This is a genomic window from Mesorhizobium sp. C120A (genome assembly GCF_030323105.1).
Taxonomy (GTDB): Bacteria; Pseudomonadota; Alphaproteobacteria; order Rhizobiales; family Rhizobiaceae; genus Mesorhizobium.
The window spans coordinates 2,610,723-2,637,698 of record NZ_CP100476.1; the positions used below are offsets into that span (position 1 = coordinate 2,610,723).

At 61.6% G+C, this 26,976-nt stretch carries 25 protein-coding genes; 12 read left to right on the plus strand and 13 right to left on the minus strand.

The window, feature by feature from the left end; all coding sequences use genetic code 11:
• Positions 1-4: 4 nt before the first annotated feature.
• The 5 genes from NL532_RS12695 to NL532_RS12715 all read right to left on the minus strand — a co-directional run bounded on the left by NL532_RS12695 (position 5) and on the right by NL532_RS12715 (position 4,960).
• Positions 5-322, minus strand: coding sequence for a hypothetical protein (locus NL532_RS12695; protein ID WP_023687854.1), 318 nt, complete (start codon positions 320-322; stop codon positions 5-7).
• A gap of 263 nt (positions 323-585) precedes the next feature.
• Complete coding sequence (locus NL532_RS12700; RefSeq protein WP_023687856.1) at positions 586-1,557, minus strand: SDR family oxidoreductase; 972 nt, start codon at positions 1,555-1,557, stop codon at positions 586-588.
• 199 nt (positions 1,558-1,756) lie between these two features.
• A complete protein-coding gene (locus NL532_RS12705) occupies positions 1,757-2,266 on the minus strand; it encodes a hypothetical protein (protein ID WP_023829157.1) in 510 nt (169 codons plus the stop codon).
• Positions 2,267-2,718: 452 nt separating this feature from the next.
• Positions 2,719-3,699, minus strand: coding sequence for a cell division protein FtsZ (gene ftsZ / locus NL532_RS12710; RefSeq protein ID WP_031198409.1), 981 nt, complete (start codon positions 3,697-3,699; stop codon positions 2,719-2,721).
• 229 nt (positions 3,700-3,928) lie between these two features.
• Positions 3,929-4,960 (minus strand): LysR family transcriptional regulator, encoded by a 1,032-nt coding sequence (locus tag NL532_RS12715; RefSeq protein WP_081730987.1) that lies wholly within the window; start codon positions 4,958-4,960, stop codon positions 3,929-3,931.
• Between the two features lie 74 nt (positions 4,961-5,034).
• On the opposite strand from NL532_RS12715, the gene NL532_RS32200 reads away from it, so the two are divergent.
• Positions 5,035-5,190: a YjiS-like domain-containing protein gene (locus tag NL532_RS32200; RefSeq protein ID WP_081730988.1), complete on the plus strand. Its 156-nt coding sequence runs from the start codon at positions 5,035-5,037 to the stop codon at positions 5,188-5,190.
• A gap of 109 nt (positions 5,191-5,299) precedes the next feature.
• Positions 5,300-6,439 (plus strand): DUF930 domain-containing protein, encoded by a 1,140-nt coding sequence (locus NL532_RS12720; protein ID WP_286488119.1) that lies wholly within the window; start codon positions 5,300-5,302, stop codon positions 6,437-6,439.
• Between the two features lie 83 nt (positions 6,440-6,522).
• Here the strand turns inward: NL532_RS12720 and NL532_RS12725 are convergent, their stop codons facing one another.
• From NL532_RS12725 to NL532_RS12750, 6 genes are all read right to left on the minus strand, one after another.
• Positions 6,523-7,266 (minus strand): ribonuclease activity regulator RraA, encoded by a 744-nt coding sequence (locus NL532_RS12725; RefSeq protein ID WP_023829162.1) that lies wholly within the window; start codon positions 7,264-7,266, stop codon positions 6,523-6,525.
• Between the two features lie 23 nt (positions 7,267-7,289).
• Positions 7,290-8,453 (minus strand): mandelate racemase/muconate lactonizing enzyme family protein, encoded by a 1,164-nt coding sequence (locus NL532_RS12730; RefSeq protein WP_023829163.1) that lies wholly within the window; start codon positions 8,451-8,453, stop codon positions 7,290-7,292.
• Between the two features lie 31 nt (positions 8,454-8,484).
• Positions 8,485-9,582, minus strand: coding sequence for an ABC transporter ATP-binding protein (locus NL532_RS12735; protein ID WP_023829164.1), 1,098 nt, complete (start codon positions 9,580-9,582; stop codon positions 8,485-8,487).
• Between the two features lie 124 nt (positions 9,583-9,706).
• Positions 9,707-10,597, minus strand: a complete 891-nt coding sequence (locus NL532_RS12740) for a carbohydrate ABC transporter permease (RefSeq protein WP_031203174.1) — start codon at positions 10,595-10,597, stop codon at positions 9,707-9,709.
• Positions 10,594-11,553, minus strand: coding sequence for a carbohydrate ABC transporter permease (locus tag NL532_RS12745; protein WP_031203176.1), 960 nt, complete (start codon positions 11,551-11,553; stop codon positions 10,594-10,596). The genes NL532_RS12740 and NL532_RS12745 overlap by 4 nt, the downstream gene beginning before the upstream one ends.
• Before the next feature lie 81 nt (positions 11,554-11,634).
• Positions 11,635-13,113, minus strand: a complete 1,479-nt coding sequence (locus tag NL532_RS12750) for an ABC transporter substrate-binding protein (protein WP_023712166.1) — start codon at positions 13,111-13,113, stop codon at positions 11,635-11,637.
• Between the two features lie 205 nt (positions 13,114-13,318).
• Here NL532_RS12750 and NL532_RS12755 point away from each other — a divergent pair, with 205 nt between their 5' ends.
• Genes NL532_RS12755 through NL532_RS12775 form a run of 5 tightly spaced genes read left to right on the plus strand, consistent with a single transcriptional unit; the run spans position 13,319 to position 18,250 of the window.
• Entirely contained in the window at positions 13,319-14,029 is a 711-nt protein-coding gene (locus NL532_RS12755) for a GntR family transcriptional regulator (RefSeq protein ID WP_023739522.1), read from the plus strand.
• A gap of 54 nt (positions 14,030-14,083) precedes the next feature.
• Positions 14,084-15,250 (plus strand): mandelate racemase/muconate lactonizing enzyme family protein, encoded by a 1,167-nt coding sequence (locus tag NL532_RS12760; RefSeq protein WP_023739521.1) that lies wholly within the window; start codon positions 14,084-14,086, stop codon positions 15,248-15,250.
• Positions 15,251-15,306: 56 nt separating this feature from the next.
• On the plus strand, positions 15,307-16,665 hold the full coding sequence (locus NL532_RS12765) for a mandelate racemase/muconate lactonizing enzyme family protein (protein WP_286488120.1): 1,359 nt from the start codon (positions 15,307-15,309) through the stop codon (positions 16,663-16,665).
• 47 nt (positions 16,666-16,712) lie between these two features.
• Positions 16,713-17,039: an NIPSNAP family protein gene (locus NL532_RS12770; protein ID WP_023704650.1), complete on the plus strand. Its 327-nt coding sequence runs from the start codon at positions 16,713-16,715 to the stop codon at positions 17,037-17,039.
• Positions 17,040-17,047: 8 nt separating this feature from the next.
• On the plus strand, positions 17,048-18,250 hold the full coding sequence (locus tag NL532_RS12775; RefSeq protein WP_023754434.1) for a mandelate racemase/muconate lactonizing enzyme family protein: 1,203 nt from the start codon (positions 17,048-17,050) through the stop codon (positions 18,248-18,250).
• 74 nt (positions 18,251-18,324) lie between these two features.
• Here the strand turns inward: NL532_RS12775 and NL532_RS12780 are convergent, their stop codons facing one another.
• Positions 18,325-18,963: a MarR family winged helix-turn-helix transcriptional regulator gene (locus NL532_RS12780; RefSeq protein WP_023829168.1), complete on the minus strand. Its 639-nt coding sequence runs from the start codon at positions 18,961-18,963 to the stop codon at positions 18,325-18,327.
• Between the two features lie 116 nt (positions 18,964-19,079).
• Here NL532_RS12780 and NL532_RS12785 point away from each other — a divergent pair, with 116 nt between their 5' ends.
• Positions 19,080-20,609 carry an MDR family MFS transporter gene (locus NL532_RS12785; RefSeq protein WP_023829169.1) on the plus strand — a complete coding sequence of 510 codons (1,530 nt, stop codon included), beginning with the start codon at positions 19,080-19,082 and terminating at the stop codon, positions 20,607-20,609.
• Positions 20,610-20,676: 67 nt separating this feature from the next.
• On the plus strand, positions 20,677-21,513 hold the full coding sequence (locus NL532_RS12790; RefSeq protein WP_286488121.1) for an amidohydrolase family protein: 837 nt from the start codon (positions 20,677-20,679) through the stop codon (positions 21,511-21,513).
• 49 nt (positions 21,514-21,562) lie between these two features.
• On the opposite strand, the gene NL532_RS12795 is transcribed toward NL532_RS12790, so the two are convergent.
• A complete protein-coding gene (locus NL532_RS12795) occupies positions 21,563-22,348 on the minus strand; it encodes an SDR family NAD(P)-dependent oxidoreductase (RefSeq protein ID WP_023691366.1) in 786 nt (261 codons plus the stop codon).
• A gap of 82 nt (positions 22,349-22,430) precedes the next feature.
• Between NL532_RS12795 and uxuA the strand changes: the two genes are divergently transcribed.
• The 3 genes from uxuA to NL532_RS12810 all read left to right on the plus strand — a co-directional run bounded on the left by uxuA (position 22,431) and on the right by NL532_RS12810 (position 26,954).
• The gene (gene uxuA, locus NL532_RS12800; RefSeq protein WP_023687892.1) at positions 22,431-23,615 is read left to right on the plus strand and encodes a mannonate dehydratase; all 1,185 of its coding nucleotides are present in this window, start codon (positions 22,431-22,433) and stop codon (positions 23,613-23,615) included.
• 880 nt (positions 23,616-24,495) lie between these two features.
• Positions 24,496-25,785 (plus strand): D-arabinono-1,4-lactone oxidase, encoded by a 1,290-nt coding sequence (locus NL532_RS12805; RefSeq protein WP_023754429.1) that lies wholly within the window; start codon positions 24,496-24,498, stop codon positions 25,783-25,785.
• Entirely contained in the window at positions 25,782-26,954 is a 1,173-nt protein-coding gene (locus NL532_RS12810; protein ID WP_023829171.1) for an alanine racemase, read from the plus strand. The genes NL532_RS12805 and NL532_RS12810 overlap by 4 nt, the downstream gene beginning before the upstream one ends.
• Positions 26,955-26,976 lie beyond the last annotated feature (22 nt).

Below are 26,976 nucleotides of genomic sequence, written 5' to 3' on the forward strand. Positions count from 1 at the left end.
GCAGTTAATGGGCATGGTGCTCGGCATTCCGCTTGCGTGTTGCCGCTGCCTTCTTTGCCGATTCCGATCGGCTTGCGGCTGACCGTGAAGCCGATGCCTTGCCGCCGCTTTTCCCACCCTTGTGGGCCGCGGGGTGTCCGGTGTGTTTACCACGACCCGAGCCGCCTTCTTTCTTGCCGCCGCCATCGTCCTTGTTGACGGTCGCCCATGCCCGGCGCTCGGATTCCTTCTCGGAAACACCGCGCTTCTCATAGCCTGCGGCAATGTGGTCGGCTTTGCGTTCCTGTTTGTCGCTGTATTTCGATTTGTCGCCTCGTGGCATGGTCGTTCTCCAATGATGTTTGAACGGTATGCCGGCGGGAGAGTTCCAAGCGGAAATTCAGAAAATTGAAAACGCGAGCGAGGATTTCGGCCAACACGGAGCGCTATTGCTCCGGAGCCGTGGCGGGTGCCGTGTAGCGGCGGCGCACGGCACCGATCACGCGTTTCTTGAAGCGATCGAGCGCGGCAAGCGTCTCCCTGGAGACGACGTCGTCGCGTGCCGTCTACTCGGTAGCCCAATGCAATGAAATACGTTCCGCGACCTCAGTAGCCACCGACCACCGGCAGGATCTCTCCCGTGATGTAACTCGAGCAATGCGACGAGGCGAGGAACACGTAAGCCGGGGCAAGTTCTTCCGGTTGCGCTGGCCGTTTCATCGGCGTATCCGCGCCGAATTTCGAGACGTCGTCGGCTTCCTTGTCCGAAGGGTTGAGCGGCGTCCACACCGGACCTGGCGCGACCGCGTTTACCCGGATGCCCTTGCCGATCAGATTGCCCGAAAGCGCTCGCGTGAAGGCATGAATGCCGCCCTTGGTCATCGAATAGTCAACCAGTTGCTTGGAACCGTCGATGCCGGTCACCGAACCGGTATTGATGATCGCGGAGCCCGGCTCCATGTGCGGCACGCTCTCCTGCGCCATATGAAAATAGCCGTAAAGATTGGTCTTCAGCGTCGTGTCGAAATGTTCCTCGGTCAGGTCGTTGAAGTCACTGGAATGGATTTGGAAAGCGGCGTTGTTGACCAGCACGTCGATCCTGCCGAATTTTTCGACCGTCAGCGCCACGGCGTTGCGGCAATGCTCGCGTTCACTGACATCGGCTTTTATCAGTATGCAACGCCGGCCTTCCTTTTCGACGGCGTTTTTGGTCGCTTCGGCGTCTCTGTCTTCACTCAAGTATACGATCGCAATGTCGGCGCCCTCGCGGGCGAACAAGACTGCCACCGAACGGCCGATGCCGGAATCACCACCCGTGATAAGCGCTACCTTGTCGTCGAGTTTTTTCGATCCGAGGTAGTAAGGCGCATCGTAGAGCGGAGCGGGCTCGATCGCCCATTCATGCCCCGGTTTGGGTTGATGCTGCTCGGGAAAAGGTGGCTCGGGATATTTGCGGGCGCCGGCTTGCATCGCTTGTTGCATTTTGCCATTGCTCTTCGTCTCGTCTTTGGCGTCGATACCACGCTGGATATGGCGTTGCTTGGCGGCTTCGGCTGAAGTCTGCGACTTAGTCTGCATGGCTTTCTCCTGTGCTCGGAGAAGGAACAACGCATGCCGGGCAAAAAAGTTTGCGGAAATGTCTCGATCCCGAAAGGGCTCGCCATTGCGAACAGCCTGCGAGGGGCGTGGAGCATTGGTCGTCAATAAGATCGGAATTGCCATGCCGGTGGCGTTCAGACAAACACCACATTCATTACCCGCTCAAAGCACGCTCTTTTCAGAACCATAGGGTTTGAAACGCAAGCAGAGTAACGCCGGCCGCAGCGACGATGGCATTTATGAATGCGATCATAGTCGCTGCAGTGGTCAGGTACGCCAGGAGAGGCCCAGTACGAAGAGAAGGTTCGGCGTCATTTTCGGGCCAGCGACCGAATTCCTTGGAAAACTGGAAGGCAGCCTCGTCGCCCAAAGTTCGATAGTAGGCTCTGATCCGGGCAATGCCGATATGGGCCTGCATGTTCTCAGCGGCGATGTCGACCAACCTCAAGACGGTAAAGGCACCCAGTAAAAAGACCGATGGCAGCACAACCGCGACAAACGGCAGGAAGAACTCGGAGGACTGCGTAACAAAGCCCGTTGCCACCAGAGCGCTCGACAGAGACATAATGTAGATGGTCGTTCGCGACGCCATTTCACTTATGGACGTGCTGATCGCTGTCTGCTGCACGAAATGCTCTGTCGTCAGGGCCGCGAGAAACGAAGCATCGGGTGTCGGCGTGTCGGCCATGGAGTATGCTCCTGTCGGGTCGACCTGAGTTTTTCTTCGATATAGTGCTTGCGAGGCTGGCCGCCACTGGATGCTCCCGACGTCTGACCCATGCCGGTTTTATTGTGCCATATCCAGCGAGCCCGCATCACCGATCAAAAAGGGCCGATCATGTGGTCAGCAGATGCTGGCCATATCGCAGGCGAAATGTCTGCCGTGGTCAATCTGTGTGGCCTTTTGGGGATCCGGGTCGAAGCGCATTCGCGGCGCGGTTGCAGTTGGGAGCGGTTCCGCGGCGGCGCTGATGCGAATTCGCGCATTCGTGGCAGCGGCCTCGAAACAAATTCGGTCCCTAGGCCGGCAACGCGAATTCACCGGCAGGTTCAATGGTGCGGGCTTGCGGGCCAAACTTTTCGGTGGCGAAGCCCATGACCACGTCCACCAGACTCATAAATCAGCAGCCCGGATCCTGCCTACTGCGGCATCTCCAGTCCCTGCCGCAATCCTGTCGCCACGACTGAGACCCTGAACTTTCCGGCGAGTGCCCGGTCGAATATGGCGCCGACGATGATGTCGGCGTCGGCGTCGACCTCCTCGCGGATGCGGGTGGCGGCCTCATCGACTTCGAACAGCGTCATGTCCATGCCGCCCGAGATCGAGACCAGGACGCCCTTGGCGCCGATCATCGAGGCTTCGTCGAGAAGCGGGTTTGCTATCGCCGCTTCGGCGGCCTTCCTGGCGCGGTCCTCGCCCGTGGCTTCCCCGGTACCCATCATTGCGCGGCCCATGTCGCGCATCACCGACTTCACGTCGGCGAAGTCGAGATTGATCAGCCCCTCCTTGACGATGAGATCGGTTATGCAGCCGACGCCGGAATAAAGGACGCGATCAGCCATGGCGAAGGCGTCCGCGAAAGTCGTCTTTGCGTCGGCGATCCTGAAGAGGTTCTGGTTCGGAATAACGATCACGGTATCGGCGCATTCGCGAAGCTGCTCAATGCCCTCTTCGGCGGCTTGCATGCGGCGCTTCCCTTCGAAGGTGAACGGCTTGGTGACGACCGCCACCGTCAGGATGCCGGCTGCCCGTGCAGCGTTCGCTATGACAGGCGCGGCACCGGTTCCAGTTCCGCCTCCCATGCCGGCGGTCACGAAGCACATATGGGTTCCCGCAAGGTGGTCCCTGATCTCGTCGATCGATTCCTCGGCTGCCGCGCGGCCGACCGCGGGCAGCGACCCGGCGCCCAGGCCTTCCGTGACATGGGCGCCCAGCTGGATCAGCCGCGATGCTTTCGACATGGTCAGTGCCTGGGCATCGGTGTTGGCGACGATGAACTCCGCACCCTGCAGATTTTCGGCAATCATGTTGTTGACCGCGTTGCCGCCGCCACCGCCGACACCAATAACGGTTATCTTCGGCCGCATTTCAGAGATGACGGGCCTTGCCGCGGTGCTCATCGTCTTGTTCTCCTTGGAATTGGTCGACAAAAGGTTCCCGGAACGCGCCGCTTGAACACGCCAGGTGCAAGAATCAGGTTCTATCGCCTTGGCACAGGGAATCAGAGGGTGAACTTTGCGGCAAGACAAGATGTGGGACTTGTACCATATACGCCTGCACGAACCGACCTTTTGAATGGGTCTCCAGTCCGATGTTCCGGAATTCGCTCGGCCGATCGACTCCTGAGACTTACCGGATCGGCATCTTGCCGCCAAACAATGGCTGATGGGCCCGCATCAGGGCGGCAATCCGGTCGGCAACCTTTCGTACCGGCGGGGAGTGGCGTTCCTCATGATGGGTGACAATCCACTGGTCGGTTTCGAGTTCGGGGATAGGCTGAGCGACGCGAACCAACCGCGGATCGCTGTCACCGACAAAGCACGGAAAGACGGAAAGGCCGGCGCCGGCGGCCACCAGTTCGCGCACTGAATGGGTGTTGTTGCCGCGCACGGCGATGCGATCGCCGTGATGGGCTTGCAGCCAGCGCGCCGAGGCAATGTTTGCCCCTTCGCCGGTGACGCCGACGAACAAGCCGGCGGCGATGCCGTTGATCAGGTGGCGTCCGGAATAGATGGCATAGGCGACCTTGCCGCTCTGGCGGCCGGCCAGCCACTGTTCGGTTGGGCGCTCGCTGCGGATGCCGATATCGGCGGCGCGGCGACCGATGTCGACCCGGTCGGTGGTGGTGACGAGTTCCACCCTGATGCCGTCATCGACGGTCCAGATTTCGCCGATATGGGCCGAAACGAAGGCCGAGGTCCAAGGCCCGGCCGAGACGCGGACAATGCGGTCGGGCAGGTTTCCCTCGCGCCAGCGGGTTAGCGACTGCATTGCTGCTTCGACGTCTTCGGCGCGCCGCAGCAGTTCTTCACCGACCGGGGTTAGTCGGTAGCCGGTCTGCTGACGTACGAACAGCGCTTCGCCGATCTGCTTTTCGAGCGCGGTGACGCGTCGTCCGAGTGTGGCTGCGCTGAGGCGCGTGGTTGCCGTAGCCGCGCTCAGGCCACCCAGCCGCGCAACGTGGAGAAACAACCTCAGATCGTCCCAGCCAATATCCATTTTGCAGAAATGAAAAACTCCTTGCGACCGTGGCTGTAGCGCGAAGCGGACATCATGCGCAAGTATGCAGCCATTGGAGGGTTGGATAATCCTGCCCTGGCAGGAAAATGACAGGCACGCCTCGGTGGCCAGGAAGTCAGCCCAATCCGTTCGATCGTGCATACGCTTTGCGCGATTGCTTTGCGTTTTCGACCAACTCAAGAGCGTGAGGTATTTCGCTCACCAAGGAGACGATCATGTTGCATGCACTTCGACACCGTTTCGCCCGATGGCTTGCCTATCGCCAGACGCTTGCGAGCTTGAGGCGGCTTCCAGACAGCATATTGGCGGATGCGGGCCTTCCTCGCGAAGAGATCCGCGAGCGTGCCCGCGACGCCAGCCTGCGTCGCTGAGATTGGAGGCGGGCATGCAGAGAATGGAGCCGGCGGCGAGAAGCAATCAGGCGTCGTCTCCTCACTGCTGAGCTGCGGCTGAATTGTGCCAATGCAGTGGCCATGCTTGATGCGGCCGCAGTTTCGCTCCACATCGAAAGGGATGAAGACCGAGACATCCGAGCGGCGGCGGACTTTGCTGTGGGCCTTGCCCGCATCGCTGGTCCTGCACGCGCTTATCACTGCGTTCCTGGTCTACGGCCTGCCCATTCCTCCCGAGCAGCCGCAGGAGGAGCAACCGGTGAACGTCGCGCTCGTGCCGCCGCCCGAACCACCTGAAGCGCAAAAGCAACCGGAATCGAAAGTAGAAGAGCCTGTAGCGGAAAAGCCGCCGGCGCTCGAGGTGCTGAAACCTGTATTCCAGTTCGGCGACAAGGATACCGGCCCCAGGAAATCCCTGGATGGAGCCAGCGCGCAGGATAATTCGCCGACACCGGTCAAGGACAAGGATACGAAGCCGCCAGGTGAGGCGAAGGACGTCGAGAGCAAACCCGCCGCGTCGCCAGACTCCGGGGAGCCGGCGGGTACGACCAAGACCGAGGAGAAGCCGGCAACCGCAGCCTCCGAGCCGACCCAGGAGAAGCAGGCAACCGAGGACGCGAGCAAGCAGGGCGCAGACAAACAAGAGCCGCAAGATGCTGACAAGCAGGCAGCCGCGACGCCGTTGGCCGCCCCCGGCGACGATGGTGAGATCGAGCTTCCTGCATCAGCCCAGGCGCCGAAGGCCAGGCCCGAAAACGCGCCGAAGCGCAGCCCTGCAAAGGTCTCGAAGCCTGGAAGCGGAGGCGCCAGGAAGCCTAGCTCCACGGAGGTGGCCTCAGCCGGGGCTTACTCGGGCCTTCCGGGCGTCCGCGAGCTCTTCTCGCACGGCGCTACCGGCAATGCATTCGGCACCACCGCGACTGACGGCATGTCTCGCGGTGAGCGCGTTGCCACACTTTGCGCCAACGTGTTGGCCGAGGAGCTGAAGGGCGCCGAGTTTTCTCCCGAGTGGCTACCAATGAGACCGCTGAAGTCGGGCAATATTGTTATAGATCCGGATGCGGCCTTTCGCGCAACGATCGGATGGTACCATGTGAGCTTCCGGTGTGAGGTCGACACCGACGCGACGCGAGTGTTGTCCTTCGACTCCCGTGTCGGGTCTGCCGCCTCGCCAGCCGAAAGCGCTCAGCTTGAACAGGAACTTCGCCGGCAGCATTCGGGGGGATAGCCTGCGCGTTATCATGCCCACGCGCTGGGCGACTGGTTTATGTAACACCAAGGCGCTGTGATTGGGTGCCTCGTGGTTGCATCTCAATCCGCCGGGCGGTTGGCCTTGCGCCACTCCTCATATTCGCCGCGGGCATCGTCATGCAGCGGATAGTAGCGCTGCAGCGGTGCGCCCTGCATCAGCTTCTCTCGCGAGAACTCTTCCCAATCATGATGCTTCTGGGATTCTTCGATCACCTTTGCGGCCATTGCGACGGGAAGCACAACCGCCCCGTCGTCGTCCGCCACTATGATGTCGCCGGGGATCACCGTGACACCGCCGCAGGCGATCGGAACGTTGACGGCGTTCGGATAGATGCTGGTTTGCACATGGTAGTTGGGCGTCCAGCCGCGCAGCCATAGCGGCAGATCGAGCTTTTCCACATTCGGCCGGTCGCGCATGCATCCATCAATGACGATGCCCGCGCCGCCTCTGCCCTTGAAATATGTCGACATCATATCGCCGAAGACGCCCGAGCTCATGTCACCGCGCGCGTCGACGACGACCACATCGCCTTCCTGCGCGTGATAGAGCACGTGCCGGTGCAGTTGCGTTTCCGGGTCGGCGTATTCTCCCTCGCTGAAGAGGTCCGGCCGCTGCGGCAGGAACTGCAGCGTCAGCGCCGGCCCGACGATCGACTTCCCACGGTTCTGCGCCACCGGACCGACCATGTGGGGATTGCGGAAACCCATATGGCCAAGCGTGCCGGCAACCGTCGCGGCGCCGATTTCCCTCAGGGCGTCAATGAGGTCTTTGGGCGGCCGCGTGATGTCAGGGGTATGCGTCATTGTGGACTCCGGATGAAAGGGGACTACCAGTTCGTAACAGACCCGTCGCGGCGCTTCAGGTGAGGCGCTTCCCAGAAACGAAAAGCCTCCGCCTGGACCGCCGCTTCGTTGACCTCGACGCCAAGCCCCGGCAGGTCGCTGACCGGATAGTAGGCGCCATCGAGCCGTGGCTGCACGGGGAAGAAGTCGGAATTGTCGAAGCCCAGCTTCGTCTCGGGTTCCCTGGTCTCGAGCCACGCGAAGTTGGGTACCGCGGCGGCGAGATGCAGGGTCGCGGCCGTGCACACCGGACCAAGCGGATTGTGCGGCATCAGGTCGACATAGTGCGCCTCGCTCCAGCCGGCGACTTTCATCGCCTCGGTGAGCCCGCCGACATTGCAGACATCGAGACGGTTGAACTGATGGATGCCGCGCTCGATGTAGGGCAGGAACTGCCACTTGCTGGCAAATTCCTCGCCGATGGCAAAGGGAATGTCGGTCATCCTGCGCAGGGATTCGTAGGCTTCAGGTGTCTCGTCGCGGATCGGCTCCTCGAGAAAATCAAGCACGCCGCGGCCGAGCTTGTTGCAGAAGCTCGCCGCCTCTGCCACCGACAGCCGATGATGATAGTCGATGCCGAGGACGACGTCGTCGCCCAGCGCCTCGCGCGCCTTGTTCAGCATGCTCGCGGTAGCGCCGATCGACTCTCGGGGTTCGAAGATGTCCCTGCTGCTTTGCCCTGCGGGGAAGAAGCGGATCGCCTGCCACCCCCGTGCGCGCAGCTCCCGGGCTCGTTCGATGGCGACGTCGCCCTCGGCCTCGTCTCCGGTCGAGGCGAAGGTGGGGATGCGGTCGCGCTGCTTGCCGCCCAGCAATTCGTAGACAGGCACCCCCAGCGCCTTGCCCTTGATGTCGTGCAGGGCGACGTCAATGGCGGAAATCGCCGCCTGCAGAACGCGCCCGCCTTCGAAGTACTGGCTGCGATATGCCTCCTGCCAGATCCGCCCGATCTGCATGGGGTCGCGGCCGATGAGAAACTCACGATAATGCTCGACCGCGCCGGCAACGGCCTTTTCGCGCCCGCTCAAGCCGCTCTCGCCCCAGCCGAAGACGCCTTGGTCGGTCTCGATCTTGACGAGCATCTGATTACGCGTTCCAACCCATACAGGATAGGGTTTGATCGCGGTGATCTTAAGCTTTTCAGTCATCCCCAACGTTCCCAATGAACCCCGTCTTGTCTCAGCCGGCCTTGAGGGCCAGTTCAGTTTCGCCATCGAACAGATGCAGCCGCTCCTGGTCGAACTCGAGCCAGATCTGCTCGTCAGGTGCGACGGCGATGTTGGGGGACACGCTGATGTTGACGATGGCGCCTGACAGCAACGCCTGCACGAAGGTGACGTCTCCGGTCGGCTCCACTGTATAGGCCTTGGCCGGGACGCTGCCTGACACCGCGCTCTTGTGGAGCCTGATGGTCGAGTGACGTGCGCCGAGCACGACTTTCCTCGACGTTGCCCCCGCAACCTTCCGGGCGTTGAGCGGCGAGAGCTCAAGGCTCCAGCCCTCCGCGCCGGTCAACGCAGTGTTGCCGTTTGCTGTCGATGCCTCCAGTGGAACAAGGCTCATCGCCGGGCTGCCGATGAAGCTGGCGACGAACATGTTCACCGGATGGGCAAAGACCTGCGCCGGAGAATCGTATTGCAACAGGTAGCCGCCGTTCATCACCGCCATCTTGTCGGCCATGGTCACGGCTTCGAGCTGGTCGTGCGTGACATAGATGATGGTCGCCTTGAGGTCCTGGTGGAAGCGCTTGATCTCCGAGCGCATCTGGACGCGCAGTTTGGCGTCGAGGTTGGAGAGCGGCTCGTCCATGAGGAAAACGGCAGGGTCGCGGACGAGGGCGCGCCCCAAGGCGACACGTTGCTGCTGCCCGCCTGAAAGTTCGCGCGGCTTGCGCTCGAGAAGGTGCGTCATGTCGAGCACGCGCGCCGCTTCCTTGACCTTCCTGTCGATCTCGTCCCTGGGCAGCTTGCGCATCTGCAGCGGGAACGCCAGGTTCTTGTAGACCGATTTCTGCGGGTAGAGCGCGTAGTTCTGGAACACCATCGCGATGTCCCGGTCCTTGGGGTCGAGGTCGTTGACCACGCGGTCGCCGATGACGATGTCGCCCGATGTGACCGGGATCAATCCCGCGACAAGATTGAGCGTGGTTGTCTTGCCGCAGCCCGAAGGGCCGACGAGCGCAACGAACTCGCCGTCATTGACCGTCAGCGAAACGTCGTTGACAGCTTTGAAGCCGCCATAGGTCTTGACGAGATCTCTCAGGACCACGTGGGCCATCGGCAACTCCCTACGGCATGATGCCGAAAAGTGTGAAGCGGTTTTCGGACGACATCATGCTCTATCTCTTTGATTTAGAGGCGGATTCAGATTTCAGGTCGAACAGACCTGACATCATCCGGCTCTAGTGTTTGACCGCGCCTTCTGTAAGGGCGCGTACGAAGTATCGTTGCAGGAGGAGGAACAGCACCACGACGGGCACGCTCATCATGAAGCTGGCCGCCATCAGGCCCGGAAAGTCCGTCGTATTCTCCGAGAAGAAACGCTGTATGCCGACCGGCAGGGTCAACTGCTCGTTCTTGGAAAGGAAGGTGTAGGCATAGATGTACTCGTTCCAGGCGCCAATGAAGGAATAGATCGCGGTGGCGATGATTCCGGGCGTCGAGAGAGGCATCACGATCAGGATGAAGGCCTGGAACCGGGTCGCCCCATCGATCCGCGCCGCCTGCTCGAGCTGCACCGGAATGTTGTCGTAAAAGCCCTTGAGCAGCCAGATCGCCAGCGGCAGGCCGAAGGTGAGATAGGTGAGAATGAGCGAGCCATGCGTGTTCACCAGCCCGATCGCGCGCATCAGGATGAAGAGCGGCACGAGAAAGATCACCGCCGGGAACATGTTGCGCAAAAGCACGGTGAAGAACAGGAAGTTTCGACCGGGGAAACGAAAGCGCGAAAAGGCGTAGGCCGCAGGAACGGCCACGATCACCGAAAGGATTGTGGTGACCGTCGACACGTAGAGGCTGTTCCAGAAAAAACGCAGGAAGTCTTGGCCGACGCTGTTTTGCGGATCGAGCAGCTTCTGGTAGCTGGCCAGGGTAGGCTCTTCCGGCCACCATTGCGGCGGGAACTGCATCGCCGCGAAGCCGGACTTGATCGAGGTGATCAGCATCCAGATCATCGGCAACGCGGTGTAAAGCAGCATGAACACGAGGAAGATGCGCCCGGCCCAACGCCATCCGTCGATGCGCATGCGGCGCCGGGCCGGACGTTGAGGGACTGTCCCGACGATCGTGCTCATGCGCTCCCCTCGTTGCGCTCGTTGCCGGCCAGCGCACGGACGTAGAAGTAGCCCAGCACCATCAGCATGAGGAACAGGAGTACCGAATAGGCCGATGCGACGCCCCATCGCTGCCGGCCGAAGGCGAGCTCATAAATGTGGGTGATCCAGATGTGCGAAGCGTTCGACGGCCCGCCACCGGTCATGATCCACGGGATGATGAAGGAATTGAAATTGGCCACTGCGAGCAGCAGGATCGTCACCGTCGAGACGTTGCGCAGATGCGGGAAGGTGACGTGCCAGAAACGCTGCCATGCATTGGCCCCGTCGACTTCCGCGGCGCGCAGCAACTGGTCGGGGACCGTCTGCAAACCGGCCATCATCATGATCATGGCAAACGGAAACTCGCGCCAGATATTGACGACGATCAAGGAGGGCAGCACCGTGCTGACGTTGTCGATGAAGTTCGGCGGCCGGTCGGCCAATCCGAGGCCGACCAGCACCGCGCCGATGATGCCGAAGTCCGAATGGTAGATCCACTTCCAGATATAGGAGGCGGCAACCGCGCTGATGACCCAGGGAATGATCAGGATAGCGCGCAGGACACCCCGGCCGATAAACTCGCGGTGGAGGGCCAGCGCAGCGGCAAATCCCAAGGCAAAGGCAACGAAGGTGGATGCGATCGTCCAGATCAGGGTGTTCAAGGTGACTTTCCAGAACACCTGACTGGTGAGGATGGCCGTGTAGTTGTCCAATCCGATGAAGGTCTTGTCGCGGAGCTGCAGGCCAGGCGGCGTTTTAAAGAACGACAGCTCGACCGTGTAGTAGATCGGATAGGCGATGACGATGAGCATCACGGCGATCGCTGGAAGCACGTAAGCGTAGTCGGCGCGATGCTCCCAGATATTCCGCAGCACGCCGGAGCTACCTGGTTGCAATCTTCGGCGAGCCTCGGCCTTGCCGGTCACGATCGTCACGATGGCGTGCCCTTGTTGTTAGGAGCAAACCGGCTGCACGCACTGTCGGCGCAGCCGGTCGGATCGCAGGTCAGGCCCGGACTAGAGTCCGTCCATCAGGTTCTTCACCTTCTCGGCCGCGTCGTCCGCTGCCTGGTCGACGGTCATCGCTCCGGTCAGGGCGTTCTGCAGCATGTCCGGGACGATGATATTCATGATCTCGGGGGATTGCGGCAGCGCCGGGAACGGAATGCCATATGGCAACATCGAGGTGGTGACATCGAGGAACTTGATGTTGTCCAGACGTTCCTTCATCCATTTGGTCTTGAAGCCGTTGAGGTTGCCCGGGTTCGAGCCGGCATACGCCATCTTCAGCGACCATTCAGGGCTCGTCCACATGCAGATGATGGCCTTTGCAGCCGGCTCGTCCACCTTGCCGCCCTCGACATATTCGGGCTTCAGGATGTGAATGTTCGAGCCGCCAAACACGACGGCGCGCTTGCCGTCGGGGCCGGTCGGGATCAGGCCGTAGCGCATGTTGTCGATGACGGTCTGCGCCTTCTCCTTGTCGGCGCCCGTTGCCTTCTTCTGCAGGTCGAGCATGACGTTATAGTCGGACGGGTGCGAGACCATCATGCCGAGTTGGCCGGCGACGAACAGGGGCTGGTTATCGGCCTGCTGGTTGGTGAGGGCCGAAACCGGAACCGACTTGTCGCGAACATACATGTCGTAGGAGGCTTGCAACGCCGCCTTGCTCTGCGGGCTATTGAGCTCGACCTCCTTATAGGTCGGGTTCGCGGAGGCTTCGTCGAAGACACCGCCGCCATAGGCCCATAGTTGCGGCATGAAGCGGTACGGCGTGTTGCCGGCGTTCTTTCGCGCCACGAGGCCGTAGCCGGCAATGCCGAGCTTGTCATGGATCTGCTTGGAATATTTGACGACGTCGTCCCAGGTCGCCGGAGCCTTGTCCGGATCGAGGCCCGCACGCTTGAAGATGTCGGCGTTCCAGATGAACGCCATCGTCTCATTGTTGGTGGGAATGCCGTAGGTCACGCCATCCCAGGTTACCGCCTTCATGGCGCCGGGCCAGAAATCCTCCGTGGGATAGCCCACATCTTCCGGCTTGAGCGGCTGCAGATAACCCTTCGAGGCGAACTCGGTTCCACCCAGGATTTGCAGGCGGACCGCCATCGGCGCGGCATTGCCCAGCAGCGCCGTGCGGAACTTGTCGAGAAGGTCGTTGTAGGTGAGGGCCTGATCCTCGAGCTGGATGTTCGGATAGGTCTTGCGGAAGGTCTCGAAGAAATCCTTGTAGTACTGACGCAGCAGGTCGGGGTCGCCCTCGAACACGCCCTGATACCAGAACGTCAGTCGCCCCTTGTAGTCGAGCGGAGTGACCTTGCCGCAATCGGCGGCCGTGTCGAAATCCTGTGTGCCGGCGATGGAGCGCACATATTCCGGCGACCACTTGCTCAAATCGACTGGCGGCGAACCCAGCGCCGATCCCGACATGAGCGACGCCATCAAAGCAGTGGCGACAGTGCCGCGCAGGACGGCACCGCCGAGTGTAATCCTCGTCATAGTATCCTCCCAGATTCTCCCATGCCGCTGTGCGCCAAGGGGCTCGTCCGACCGTGCGGGATGCGTCCTTCTGCTCAATGTATCCCTTCGATCATCTGGTACGTTTTCAGATCGTGGATTGCCTGTCAACGCACCCGATCGTACATTGTTTGCAAAACGCGTGTATGATATCGAGCATGCGATGTACTAATCGGGGGAGCCGGCTTTGGCCGAAACAAGTGATTTCAAAGCAGAGCCACCCGTGGGGATTGATCCCATCGGGGCGTCCAGCGAGGGCGCCTCGCTTTATGAGCTGATCCGGGAAGACATCATCGAGGGACGGCTCGCCGCCAACGAACGGCTTGTGGTCACCGATCTCGCCCGGCGTCACGGCACCTCGACCAACCCCGTACGCGAGGCGCTGCAGCTGTTGCGAGGGGAGGGCTTCGTCACCTTTGTCGCCAACCGTGGCGCGCGCGTCCGGCCCATAGACCAGGATTTTGTCCGGGATATCTACGAGATCGGAGTCCTGATCGAGCCGGCCCTGACGCGATGGTTCGTGAACATGGCGACCGGCGAGGACATCGCCGAACTCGAACGCATCCAGGCTCTGATCGAAGAGAACAACTTCACCGACACATTGCGGCACAGTGAACTGGATACCGCCTTCCACACCGTGATGTACCAGCGCCACTACAACCGCCATGCCGCCGAGCTTTGGTGGAAGCATCGCGAAGTGCTGCGAGCCGTGAGCCGGCGTTTCAATTTCACGCTCGCGCGGCGGGCCGCCATTATGCGTGAACACCGCGAGCTCATCGCGCATATCAGAGCGGGAAATGCCGACGAGGCGGCCGAACTCATTTCCCGCCATGTCGAGGGTTCCGGTCGGCACGTCCTCGAACAGATGCGTGCGCGCAATGCCGCTCGGGCCGGATAGAGTTTCCAGCCCAGAACATCATTGGTCCAGCCATCAGACAGAGGTAGTTGAGAGATGAAAATCACGAGCGTTCGGCCGTGGCTGATCAAGTCCGATGCTTCCTATTGGGGAGAGTTCCTGTTCGTCGAGGTGACGACCGACGAAGGGGTGAGTGGCTGGGGGGAAATCACCACCACCACAAGGCTCGCCAACCGCGCGCTGTGCACGATCCTGCGGCAGATCGGTGTTGCCGTCACAGGTGAGGATCCGGCGCGCATCGAGCATCTCTGGCACAAGATTTTCCGCAGCTTCACCTATATGGGCAGCCGCGGCGCCGCAGTCGAATGCGTGAGCGCTATCGACATAGCGCTCTGGGACATTCGCGGCAAAGTTCTAGGCAAGCCGATCTACGAGCTGCTGGGCGGACCGGTGCGCGATGAAATCGCGCTCTATACCCATCCCAACCAGGCCAAGTTTACCAGCAAGGAGGCTGTGGTCCGCGAAATTCGAGACATCGTCGAATCCGGACACACCGGGCTGAAGTTCGATCCTTTCCCCCACCAAGGCCGCATCGCCGATGGCTTGGCGCGCGAACAGCGGGACGGCTACCTCGATGGCAGCATGACCCGCAAGGACGAGCGCGAGGCTGCCGAACTAACGGCTTTGATCCGTGAAACGGCGGGGCCCGGTGTCGACATTCTCATCGACGCGCATGGCCGCTTCGACGTCCCCACCGCCATTCGCCTCTGCCGAAGCCTCGAGGAAGCCGGCCAGATCGACTGGTTCGAGGAGCCATGCCCGCCAGAAAGCCTCAATGCTCTCAAGCAAGTGCGTGAGAAGGTCAGTGCCGCCATCTCGTGGGGCGAGCGCGGCCACACCAAATGGGATTTCGTGCCGGTGCTCGAGAACAGGCTTGCGGACTACATCATGCCGGACGTTACCTGGACCGGCGGCATTACCGAACTGAAGAAGATTTCCGCCCTGTGCGAAGCCTACTACATCCCGGTCTCGCCCCATGACGCCGCGGGACCGATCAATGTGGTTGCGGGAGCGCAGGTGATGATGACGGTTCCCAACTTCTACAAGCTCGAAACGTCGGAGTGGAACCTGGACAAATATAATCACCTCATCGACGAGCCACTCGATGTCTCGAACGGCAGCCTCAAGCTGGCGTCGAAGCCGGGTCTCGGTGTCGAGATGAACCGAGACTACCTGCAGGCCCACGAGATAGAGCTTGGCTAGCAACGCTTATGCAGGCCGGGGGTGCGGGGCGCCACCAATCAGAACGAGGATAAGCCATGGCAAAGACGGGTAGCGCCGGCGAGGCGCTCAATCGGGTAAATACGAACTCCAGGCCGAGCGACCTGCGCATCACCGACCTGCGCGTTGCCGAGATCGTCGGCGCGCCGTTCACCTCCGCGCTGGTCAAGATCTACACCAACCAGGGCATTGTCGGCCTGGGCGAAGTGCGCGACGGCGCCAGCGCGACCTATGCGCTGATGCTGAAGAGCCGGTTGCTGGGCGAGAACCCTTGCGACGTCGACCGGCTGTTCCGCCGCATCAAGCAATTTGGCGGCCATGGGCGGCAAGGTGGCGGTGTCTCGGCAATCGAGATCGCGCTTTGGGACCTCGCCGGCAAGGCGTATGGCGTGCCGATCTACCAGATGCTGGGAGGACGGTTTCGCGACAAGGTGCGTGTCTATTGCGACACCGACGCGGACAAGCCCAGCGGCACCGAGACCGGAAAGCGGCTCAAGGCGCGGATGGATCTCGGTTTCACCTTCCTCAAGATGGATCTCGGTCTGGCGCAGATTTTGCACATATCGGGCGCAGTGGTGGCGCCGGCCGGCGTGCTCGACGGTTTCCGCAGCCATGCCGCGCGCGGTCCGGCACGCACGCTGGACGAGCGCCGGGCGCGTAATGCCGCCTATGATGCGCAGAACGTGCCGCATCCCTTCACCAGCCTCCATTTCACCGAAAAGGGCCTCGACCTGCTCGATCAATATATTCACGAGGTCCGCGAGGTGATCGGCTACGAGGTCCCGCTCGCCATCGACCATGTCGGCCACATCTCGCTGCAGGACGGCATCCGTCTGGCCCGGCGGATCGAGAAGTATGCACCGGCCTGGCTCGAGGACGTGATCCCCTGGCAGTACACCGAGCAGTATCGGCAGTTGCAGCAGGCGACCTCGGTGCCGATCTGCACGGGTGAGGACATCTACCTCAAGGAAGGCTTCGAGCCGCTGCTCAACGCCGGCATCTCGGTCATCCATCCGGATCTGCTGACCACCGGCGGCATTCTCGAGACCAAGAAGATCGGCGACGCGGCGCAGGAGCATGGCGTCGCCATGGCCATTCACATGGCGGAAAGCCCGATCGCGGCAATGGCCGCCGCGCATGTCGCGGTGGCGACGGAAAACTTCATGGCGCTCGAATATCACAGCGTCGAAGTCGACTGGTGGGACGATATCGTCACCGGCCTGCCCAAGCCGCTGGTCAAGGACGGCTTCATCACCGTGCCCGACAAGCCTGGTCTGGGCATCGACGACATCGTCGACGAAGTGATCAGCCAGCACCTGCAGCCCGGCGTCACCGGCATCTGGCAACCGACCGATCACTGGGACGACGAATACTCCTGGGACCGCACCTGGAGCTGACTCTACACTTCTCTCCTCGGAGGGAGAGGTGAACAGAAGGATGGACCATGATCTACGAACTTCGCATTTACGACTGCGTGCCGGGCCGGCTGCCGGCGCTGCTCAAGCGTTTCAACGACCATACCTTGGCGCTGTGGGATAGACACGGCATCCGCCAGGCCGGGTTCTTCACCACGGTGGTCGGCGAAAACAGCAATCGACTGATCTATTTCGTCGCCTGGGAATCCCTTGCCGAGCGCGAAGTGAGATGGAAGGCCTTCACCACCGATCCGGCATGGCTCAAGGCCCGCGACGAGTCCGAGCGCGATGGCCCGATCCTAGCCAATATTTCCAGCCAGTTTCTCGCGCCAACCGCCTTCTCGTCGGTGAAATAGAGGACATCATGAAGATCACCGATCTCAGGTGCGCCGTCATCGGCAGGCACCCCATCGTGCGCATCGTCACCGACGAAGGCCTCCATGGCCTCGGCGAGGTCGAGTACACCAAGCCTTATCTGAAACCCTGGGTGCTGCATTTCCGCGACGCGCTGATCGGCGAGGACCCGACCGATGTCGAACGCGTGATGTTGAAAATCCGCCAGCGCGGCTCGTTCAAGCCCTACGGCGCCGCCGTTAGCGCTATCGAGCATGCTCTGTGGGACATCGCCGGCAAGGCGGCAGGCGTTCCGGTCTACAAGCTGCTCGGCGGCAAGGTGCGCGACAAGGTGCGGGTCTATAACGGTTCCATCCGCAAGAAGCGCACCGGCGACAGGCCGGAGGATTACGCGGCCGACGTCAAATGGATGATGGAGCGGCCGGAAGGTTTCTTCATGGTCAAGCAAGGCATCAGCTTTCATTCCAACATGAAGACCAGCGTCCCCGACTTCCACTACGGCGTGCGTCAGCCGCCGACCTATCACGGCGCGATGGACCAGGGGCAGATCAGCGAGCGCGGCATGGCGCATATGATCGAATGCGTCATCGCCATGAAGGATGTGCTCGGCGACACGGTCTCGCTGGCGTTGGATTGCGGCCCCGGGTGGTTCCTGCCGGACGCCATCCGCTTCGCTCAGGCGGTGGAAAAATACAATCTGATGTGGCTGGAGGACATGCTGACCGGCGACTACGTGCCATGGGTCAATCCGCAGGCCTACCGCGAACTCACGACATCGACGTCCACCCCCATCCACACCGGCGAGCAGATCTACCTGCGCCATAACTTCAAGGAACTGATCGAGACGCAGGCGGTTCGCGTCATCGGTCCGGATCCCGCCGACATCGGCGGCATCGCCGAGCTCAAATGGGTGGCCGAGCACGCATACATGCACTCGATCATGATGGCGCCGCACGGCACGGCGAACGGTCTGCTGGGCCTCGGTGCGCTGATCAATGTCTGCGCCACGCTGCCGGCCAACTACATCGCCTTCGAATATCCCAGCGCCTCCGACCCGTGGTGGGAGGACATCGTCATCGGCCTGCCCAAGGGGCAGATCGTCAGGGAAAGTATGGTGGACCTGCTCGAAGCTCCGGGACTCGGCCTCGACATCGACGCCAAGGCAGCGAAGAAATACCTGGCGGAAGAGGACGCCGGTTTCTTCGACCGATAACGATCCGACGCGACCTGAGCGTCAAGGGCTATCGAACGGCTCGCACACATGGGTGAGCGTCCACGCCGTGCCGCCTATTTCGTTTCGGGCAGCATCTCGTCCATCAACTGCTTGACGGCCTTGGCGGATCTTTTCATCCCGGCTTCGTCCATGGCCCAACCGGCGAAGCGTTCCAGCAAGGTGGCGAACCTTACTAGGTCCTGCTCATCCCACTGTGCCAGCGATCCGGCGAAAATCCGCCATTTGGTCTGGCGCACCGCCGCCACGAGGCGCTCACCCTTGGCGGTGAGTTTGAGGCAGATGCGGCGGGCATCGCGTTGCGATGCGACACGGCAGGCATAGCCGCGTTCGACGAGGTCGGCCGCGATGCGGCTGGCGCGCGACGGATCGATCTCGAGGCGCTCGGCGATGACGCCAACCGTCACCTCATCCTGCTGGGTAGCGCTGAAAAACGGATTGTTCGCGATGGCGCTGATCGCATCGAGATGGCTCACTTCCAGCGAAGGGTCTACGCGCGCCAGGATCATGCGGCCGAAGTCGCGGCGCTTGATCGAGCGGCGCACCTTGCTCATTACCGCATCGATGGCGGCCACGGCCTCGGCCGCCGGTTCGGACAGGCCGCTGCCGCGCGCCAGATCGGCGAGATCCCGGTCGCCGCTTGTCTGGAACAGGGCTGGAAATCGGTCCGGACTGCCGGATGCGTTGCTGCTCATCCATAGCGCGTTAGCAAGAATATATGCTGATGTCAATTATATGCTACGCGCACATATCTGATTGACACCTCTTGGTTGTGGGGACATAAATCGCGCCCCAAGCTACGGAGACACCGATGACTGTCGAGCAGACGCTGCCGGACACAGCGCCCGTGGAGGCCCAAGTCAGGCCCGACCTTACGACCTTGATCGTCTATTTCGGCGCGCTGATCGCCATGTTCATGGCAACCATCGACATGCAGATCGTCGTCACCGCCTTGCCCACCATTGCCGGCGAACTCGGCAATCTGCATTTGTTCGGCTGGGTCGGTGCCGCCTACCTGCTCTCGACCGCCGCGGTCTCGCCATTCTACGGCAAGCTTGGCGACATGTATGGCCGCAAGAATGTCGTGCTGACGGCGATCGGCCTGTTCCTGCTGGGCTCGCTGGTCTGCGGCATGGCATGGTCGATGGAGAGCTTGATCGCCGCGCGCGTGCTGCAGGGTATCGGCGGGGGTGGGTTGATGGTTTCGGCCTTCGCCATGATCGGCGAACTGTTTTCGCCGCGCGACCGCGCCAAATATCAGGGCTACAGTTCGGCGGTGTTCGCGCTGTCGTCGGTGCTCGGCCCGCTGGCCGGCGGCTACATCACCAGCGTGTTCGGCTGGCGTTGGGTGTTCCTGGTCAATTTGCCGATAGGGATCATCGTGCTGGCGGTGCTGGCCTTCGCCATGCGCAGCCGGTTCAACGAAAAGCGGCACCGCATCGACTATCTCGGCGGCGTGCTGCTCGCCACCGGCACGACGGCGATCGTTTATTGGGGCTACCACGTGCTCGACCCCAGCGGACCGGACCTCATCACCTTCGCGCTGCCGCTGCTGGCACTAGTCGCCATCACCTTGTTCGTCATGGTCGAGCGCCGGGCCGAAGAGCCGATCGTACCTCTGCGGCTGTTCGGCAATTCGACGGTCAGCATCGTCTCGGGCGTGTCGCTGGTCGCCGGAACGGTGACGCTGGGCATGTTCTTCTATTTCGCCCTCTACATGCAGACGCTGACGGGTCTCAGCCCGGCCGAAGTCGGCTTCCTGTTCCTGCCGGCGTCACTGACATCGATGGTCATCTCGATCGTCGCCGGGCGGGTAATTGCCGCAACCGGACGCTACAAATGGATGCCGGTTGTGGCGATGGGCATTGGCGGGCTCCTGATGCTGGGCTTCGTCCTCACCAGCCAGCACACGCCGATCTGGGTGCTGGCGACGATGATGGCTGTGTTCGGGATCAGCATGGGTCTTCAGTTCCAGGTGCTGATTGTGGCGATCCAGGCGGCGGCACCCCTGCAGGATATCGGCGCGGTGACATCGCTGATCACCCAGGCGCGGACGCTCGGAGCATCGCTCGGACTGGCGCTGAACGGCGCGGTGATGATCTGGGCGCTGAACCGGCAGACAGCCGAGCTTCCCACTGAGGCCGCCGTATTGTTGCCACAGGGCCTGAATGGATTGACCCCGCACCTCGCATCGAGCCTGCCGGACGCGATCCGTGAGGTGGTGCTCGACCACTACTCCAGTGGCTTCAACGTGATGTTCATCTGGGTGGCGGCGCTCTATTTCGTCGCCATGGGGCTGACGCTGCTGCTCGAGGACAAAGAGATCCCGAAGCGGGCCTGAGCCAGAGTATGTCATGCGCTGGGTTTAGGCATTTGGCGATGATCTGAAATCACCGAGGAGGACAGCCATGATCATCGACACTCATCTGCACCTGATCGACCTGTCGGCGCTGCGCTATCCCTGGCTCAGCCGCGAGCCGGCGCTCAACCGCGATTTCCCGCACGCAGAATATGCGATCCAGGCCCGCCGGGCCGGCATCGAGGCCGCGCTGCATATGGAGGTCGACGTCGATGAAGCCGACATCCAGGCCGAGACCAGCCATGTGAAGGCGCAGTCGCTGGAGAAGGGCAGTCTGTTGCGCGGGGCGATCGCCTCCTGCCGCCCGGAGGAGGCCGGTTTCGCCGCCTATCTCGAGCGCCAGCAGGCCGATCCCTTCGTCAAGGGGTTCCGTCGCGTGCTGCATGTCATGCCGGACGAGCTTTCGGACAGCGCGCTGTTTCGCGAAAACATCGAGCGGCTTGCCGGCACCGGCCTGACCTTCGACCTCGTCGTCCTGCCGCATCAGATTCCAAGGGCGGTTGCGCTCGCCGATCTGGCGCCGGATGTGCAGTTCGTGCTCGACCATTGCGGCGTGCCCGACATCAAGGCCAGTGCGGAACATCCGTGGCGCGAGCATATGACCGAGATCGCGCGGCGTCCCAATGTTATCGGCAAGATCTCCGGTGTCGTCGCCTATGCCGATGCCGGCTCATGGACCGTCGAGACCTTGCGCCCCTATGTCGAGCACACGATCGGCATTTTCGGCTGGGACCGCGTCGTGTGGGGCAGCGACTGGCCGGTGTGCACGCTTGGCGGTGGCCTTGCGACCTGGGTGGCGGCGACGCATGCGTTGATTGCGGGAGCCAGCCCTGAGGAGAGGACGAAATTGCTGTCGGGCAATGCCAAGCGGATGTGGAAGCTGTAGCGCGGTCGGACACCGATTGCCTGCAAGCGCGCAGAACGCCATCATAGCGCTACTTCACGCCAATACCTGCCGTCAGGCCGCCATCGATCCTGTAGTCCGCGCCGGTGCAGAAGCCGGCCTTCGACGAGCAAAGGAAGGCGATGAGTTCCGCCACTTCCTCCGGTTCGCCGATGCGGCCGAGCGGATGCGCCGCGCCGAAGCGCTTGTAGGCCTCTTCGACATCGGCATCGCTGCCGCCGTCACCGCGCGCAGCCTTCTCCAGGATCGGCGTGCGGATCGAGCCCGGGCTGACCGAATTGACGCGGATGCCTGATGCCGCGTAGTCGAGCGCCAGCGAGCGCGTCAGCGTGTGGATGGCGCCCTTGGTCGTGGCATAGGCGGCGACGTTCTGCTGGCAGGCAAAGCCCTGCACCGAGGCGACGTTGACGATGGCGCCGCCTCCGCGCTTGATCATTTCCGGAATGCCGAAATGCGCGGTCAGGTAGATCGAGCCGACATTGACCGTCATCGTTCGGTTCCAGGTTTCCCAGTCGGTGGTCGTCGCCGTGCCATAGGGATGGACGGCGGCCGAGTTGACGATGACATCCAGGCCGCCGAACTTCGCGACGCCAGCCGCGACCGCGTCGCGCACCTGATCGGAGACGGACACATCGGTGTCGATGACCAGCACCGCGGCACCAGCACTTTCCAGTTGCGCTTTCATCGCCGCGTTGGCGGCGCGGTCGATGCCGCAGGCGATGATTGCGGCGCCACCGGCCGCAAGGCGTGTGGCGGTTGCCAGGCCGATTCCGGTCGTCCCGGTCACCAGGGCGACCTTGCCGTCGAAATCCGTCATTTCTAAAAACTCCTCCATTTTCTATCGACTCCCATCGGGGTCCAACAATAAGTTGCCAACCTGTCGCAGAAGGAAAGCCGAAATGGAACAATGCTGGCGCTGGTATGGGCCCGATGATCCGGTGACGCTCGATCATGTCAAGCAGGCGGGCGCCACCGGCGTGGTCTCGGCGCTCCACCATATCTATGACGGCCGGGCGTGGCCTGAGGCCGAAGTGCTGGAGCGCAAGCGCATTATCCAGGAAGCAGGACTGACCTGGTCGGTCGTCGAGAGCATTCCGGTCCACAATTCCTTCAAGATCGGCGCGCAGGAACGCGAGCGCTATGCCGGCTATTACCGCGATTCGATCCGCGCGCTGGCCAGGGCCGGCATCGCCACGATCTGCTACAATTTCATGCCGGTGGTGGACTGGACCCGCACCGATCTAGCCTACCGTCTGCCGACGACAGGCTACGCCCTGCGTTTTGATGCCGTTGATTTCGCCGCCTACGATCTGTTCGTGCTGAAGCGCAAGAACGGTGCTGACAGCTATACGCCGGCGCGTATTGCGCAAGCGGAAGCGCGGCTGAAGGAATTGTCGCCAGAGAAGATGGACCAGATCGAGCGCAATCTGATCGCCGGCCTGCCGGCTACAGAGCGCAAGTATGACCGCGACAGTTTTCGCGAGGCGCTTGCGGACTATGACGGAATCGGGCCGAAGGAGTTGCGCGGCAACCTCGCGTGGTTCCTGCGCGAGATCATTCCGGTGGCGGAAGAGGAGGGGGTGCGCATGTGTATCCACCCCGACGATCCGCCGTTTTCGCTCTACGGCCTGCCGCGCGTCGTTTCGACCGCCGAGGATGCGCGTTTCATTCTCAATGCCGTCGACAGCCAGGCCAATGGGCTGACGTTCTGCACCGGGTCCTACGGCACGCGCGCCGACAACGACATCGTCGCCATGGTCAAGGAATTCGGCGACCGCATCCACTTCGCCCATCTGCGCAACATCACCATCGAGGATGACGGCTCGTTCTACGAGGCCGAGCATCTCGAAGGCGGCACCGACATGGCGCATGTCATCCTGGCGCTGATGCAGGAGGAGGCGCGCCGCCGCAAGGAGGGCCGCGCCGACTGGCAAATCCCGATGCGGCCGGACCATGGCCACCTGCTCGCCGACGATATCGGCAAGACAAGGATCAATCCCGGCTACTCGCTGATCGGCCGCCTGAAGGGTTTGGCCGAATTGCGCGGCATCATGCGGGCCGTGGAAACGTTTGGGCTGGCTTGAAGGGGCAACGAACTGCGTTCAATGCCGACGCCGGCTCAGCGTGCGTCGCTGTAGATAATGCGGCCGGCGCGGAATGTCGTCCGATGACAATCAGATACCACGCTCGATCACGATCGCCCGGTCGCGGTGAGGCTCGTGATACAGCCGGTTGCCCTCATGGATTTGCACGGCCCTTAGTACGGCGCGCGGCTCGCTGACGGACGAGGAACCTAGCCGTTCGCCCCACGACCTGGCGGCGTGCTATTGTGTAGTGAAGTTCCGTTGCCCCGAGGTGAGCTAGAGGGGTACTCGGAAATCAAGTATGAATCATGAATAATGCAGTATTGATTTACGTTCGTGCAAGCAAAGGAACTGTAGTGATGGATGGGCACGACGGTCGTCGGAATGCGTTAAAGAAACTATACGTTTTCTCGATGCTTTTCGTTTTATTCACTTCAACATTGGTTATTTACGGAATTGGCGGATGGGTGGTTGCGTTTGGCAGCAGTGACTTCCGAGAAAGCCATGGTAGGAGGGTATTTTTTTGGTTTTTTGTTAGCATGCTGCATGTTTTATGGATATATAAGGTATGACGAACATGAAACAAAAATCAGAATAAAACGGGATGAGCGCAAAGCTCTTGTGGTGAGATTTAAGCAGATTGTTTTAATTATATTTGTGTCCTTGTTTGTCCTTTTAATTGCCTAGAGATAATCTCACTATCGGAATGCGAACAATCACGGCGAAAGCCATGCACTTGAACACGGGACCACACAAGACACCTCCGATTGCCAGGTTGACAGAAAGCTGACAATGTATCATATCCGAAAAGCTGAGTATGTATCATATTATTCAGCGCTAGGAGAAAGACCGGCAAAGCCGGCGTCCCAGGGAGGCAATTTTGGGAGAGGCTATCAGCCAGTGGAGCAATTGGTCGGGCTATGTCACGGCCACGCCGCAGGCTTTTGCCGAACCGCAGAGTCTCGATGAGCTGAGTGGTGCCATTCGCAACGCGCCGGGACCAGTTCGATTCGCTGGCACGGGCCATTCCTTCACGCCGCTGGTCAAGAATGACGGCACCATCCTGTCGCTCGACCGCTTCGAGGGCCTGAGGTCGCACGATCCCGAAAAACTGACGGCGCGGGTCGGCGCCGGCACCAAGATCGGCGCGCTGGCAAAGCTGTTGCACGGCGTCGGCCAGGCGCTGCCGAACATGGGCGACATCGACAAGCAGGCGTTCGGCGGGGCGCTGGGCACCGCCACCCACGGCTCGGGCATCACGCTCGGCGCTTACCATACCCAGCTCGAGGCGATGCAGATCGTCGACGGGCGTGGCGCCGTGAAAGAGTTCGACCGTGCCAAGAGCCCCGACATGATCGAAGCCATGGGCGCTTCGCTCGGCGCTTTCGGCGCCGTCACCGAAGTGACGATCCGCAACGTGGCGAGTTACCGGATGCGGCACCGCCGCTGGACGGCGCCGATTGCCGATGTGCTTGCGCAATTCGAAAGCACCATGACGGCGCATCGTTCGGCCGAGTTCTACTATGTGCCGTTTTCCGGCCAGGCGCTGCTGATTGCCAGCGACATCACCGAGGCGCCGGCGACGGTGCGTCCGCCGACGGAAGACGACGATGCGGTGACGACGCTGAGAAAACTGCGCGACTATCTCAGCTGGCTCCCTTGGCTGCGCCGCCGTCTCATCGGCTCGGCCTTCGCCAAGGTGCCGGCCGAGGATTATGTCGAGGAGTGGCTGAAGGTCTTCACCTCCGAGCGCAACGTCAAGTTCAACGAGATGGAATACCACCTGCCGTTCGAGGAAGGGGCGCCCGCACTCAGCGAAATCATTGCGCTGCTCGAGACGCGGTTTCCAGAGGTCTATTTTCCGATGGAGGTGCGCGTCGTCGCGCCCGACAATGTCTGGCTCAGCCCCTTCTACAAGCGCCCAACCTGTTCCATCGCCATCCATCACGGCGTCGAGCGCGATCCGATGGCGTTCTTCAACGCCGCCGAGCCGATCTTCAGGAAGCGCGGCGGCCGCCCGCATTGGGGCAAGATGCACAGCCTGACATCAAGGGAATTGAGCGCGCTCTATCCGCGCTGGAACGATGCGATGGCGGTCCGCCGCGAGATGGACCCGGACAACCGCTTCGTGTCGCCCTATATTGCCAAGCTGCTCGGCGTCGCGGCATGAGCCTGACCGACACCTATTTCGCGGAAATGTCGGGCGCGCTCAGGGCAGCCGGGATCTTTCAGCCTTGCCTGGTGCTCGATCTCGACCGGCTCGATCACAACATCGCTGCGATCAAGGCGAAGTTCGCCACGGGCCTCGATCTGCGCCTCGTCGACAAGTCGCTGCCATGCCTGCCGCTGATCGACTATATCCGCGCGGCGTTTGCGACCGACAGGCTGATGACCTTTCATCTGCCGATCAGCGCCGAGATGCTGAAAGTGTTTCCCCAAGTCGATCTCCTGTTGGGCAAGCCGATGCCGGTTGCCGGCGCCAGGCACGCGCTGACGAAGGGCGATCTCGCCGGGCTCGGCGAAGCTACGTCGCGCATCGTCTGGCTGATCGATACCGAGGAGCGGCTGGCCGCCTATGGCTCGCTTGCCGCCGAGCTCGACCGCGAGCTGCGCGTCTGCTTCGAGGTCGATGTCGGCCTTCATCGCGGCGGTATCAGCGATCCCGACTCACTGGCCCGGGCAGTTTCCGCGTTGGCGAATTACCCGCGGCTGAAATGCGAAGGCGTCATGGCCTACGAGGCGCATATCGGCCATATCCCCAAACTGCTGGGAGGACCGGCCAAGGCGCGCGTCAAGGCGATCAGCCTGTTTCGCCAGTATGTCGCTTGCCTTGCCGCCGACCAGCGCAAGATCCTCAATCTTGGCGGCAGCAGCACCGCATTGCTCTATGACAGCTGGGTCGGCGCCAATGAATTGTCCATCGGATCGGCTTTTATGCTGCCGACCGATTTCGATGTGCCGAGCCTCAGCCAATTGCGGCCTGCCGCATTCATCGCGACGCCGATCCTGAAAGTGGTCGATGTCCAGGCGCCGGGCCTCGACCAGCGCTCCTGGCTGCTGCAGAAGCTCGGGCTGTTGCCGCGGCGCGGCTGTTTTCTCTATGGCGGAAAATGGATGGCGAAGCCCGTCCATCCCGTGGGGATGAAGACCGACAAGACGTTCGGCTTTTCGACCAATCAGCAATTCATGGCGCTGCCCGACAACGTCAATGTCGGGCCTGACGACTACGCCTTCCTGCGTCCGACGCAGAGCGAATTCGTGCTACAGCAGTTCGGTTCGATCCAGGTCTATTCCGGCGGGAAATTCGTCGAGCAATGGGCCGCACTGCCGTTTTCGTAGAGCAATTCCAGGAAAAGTGTGA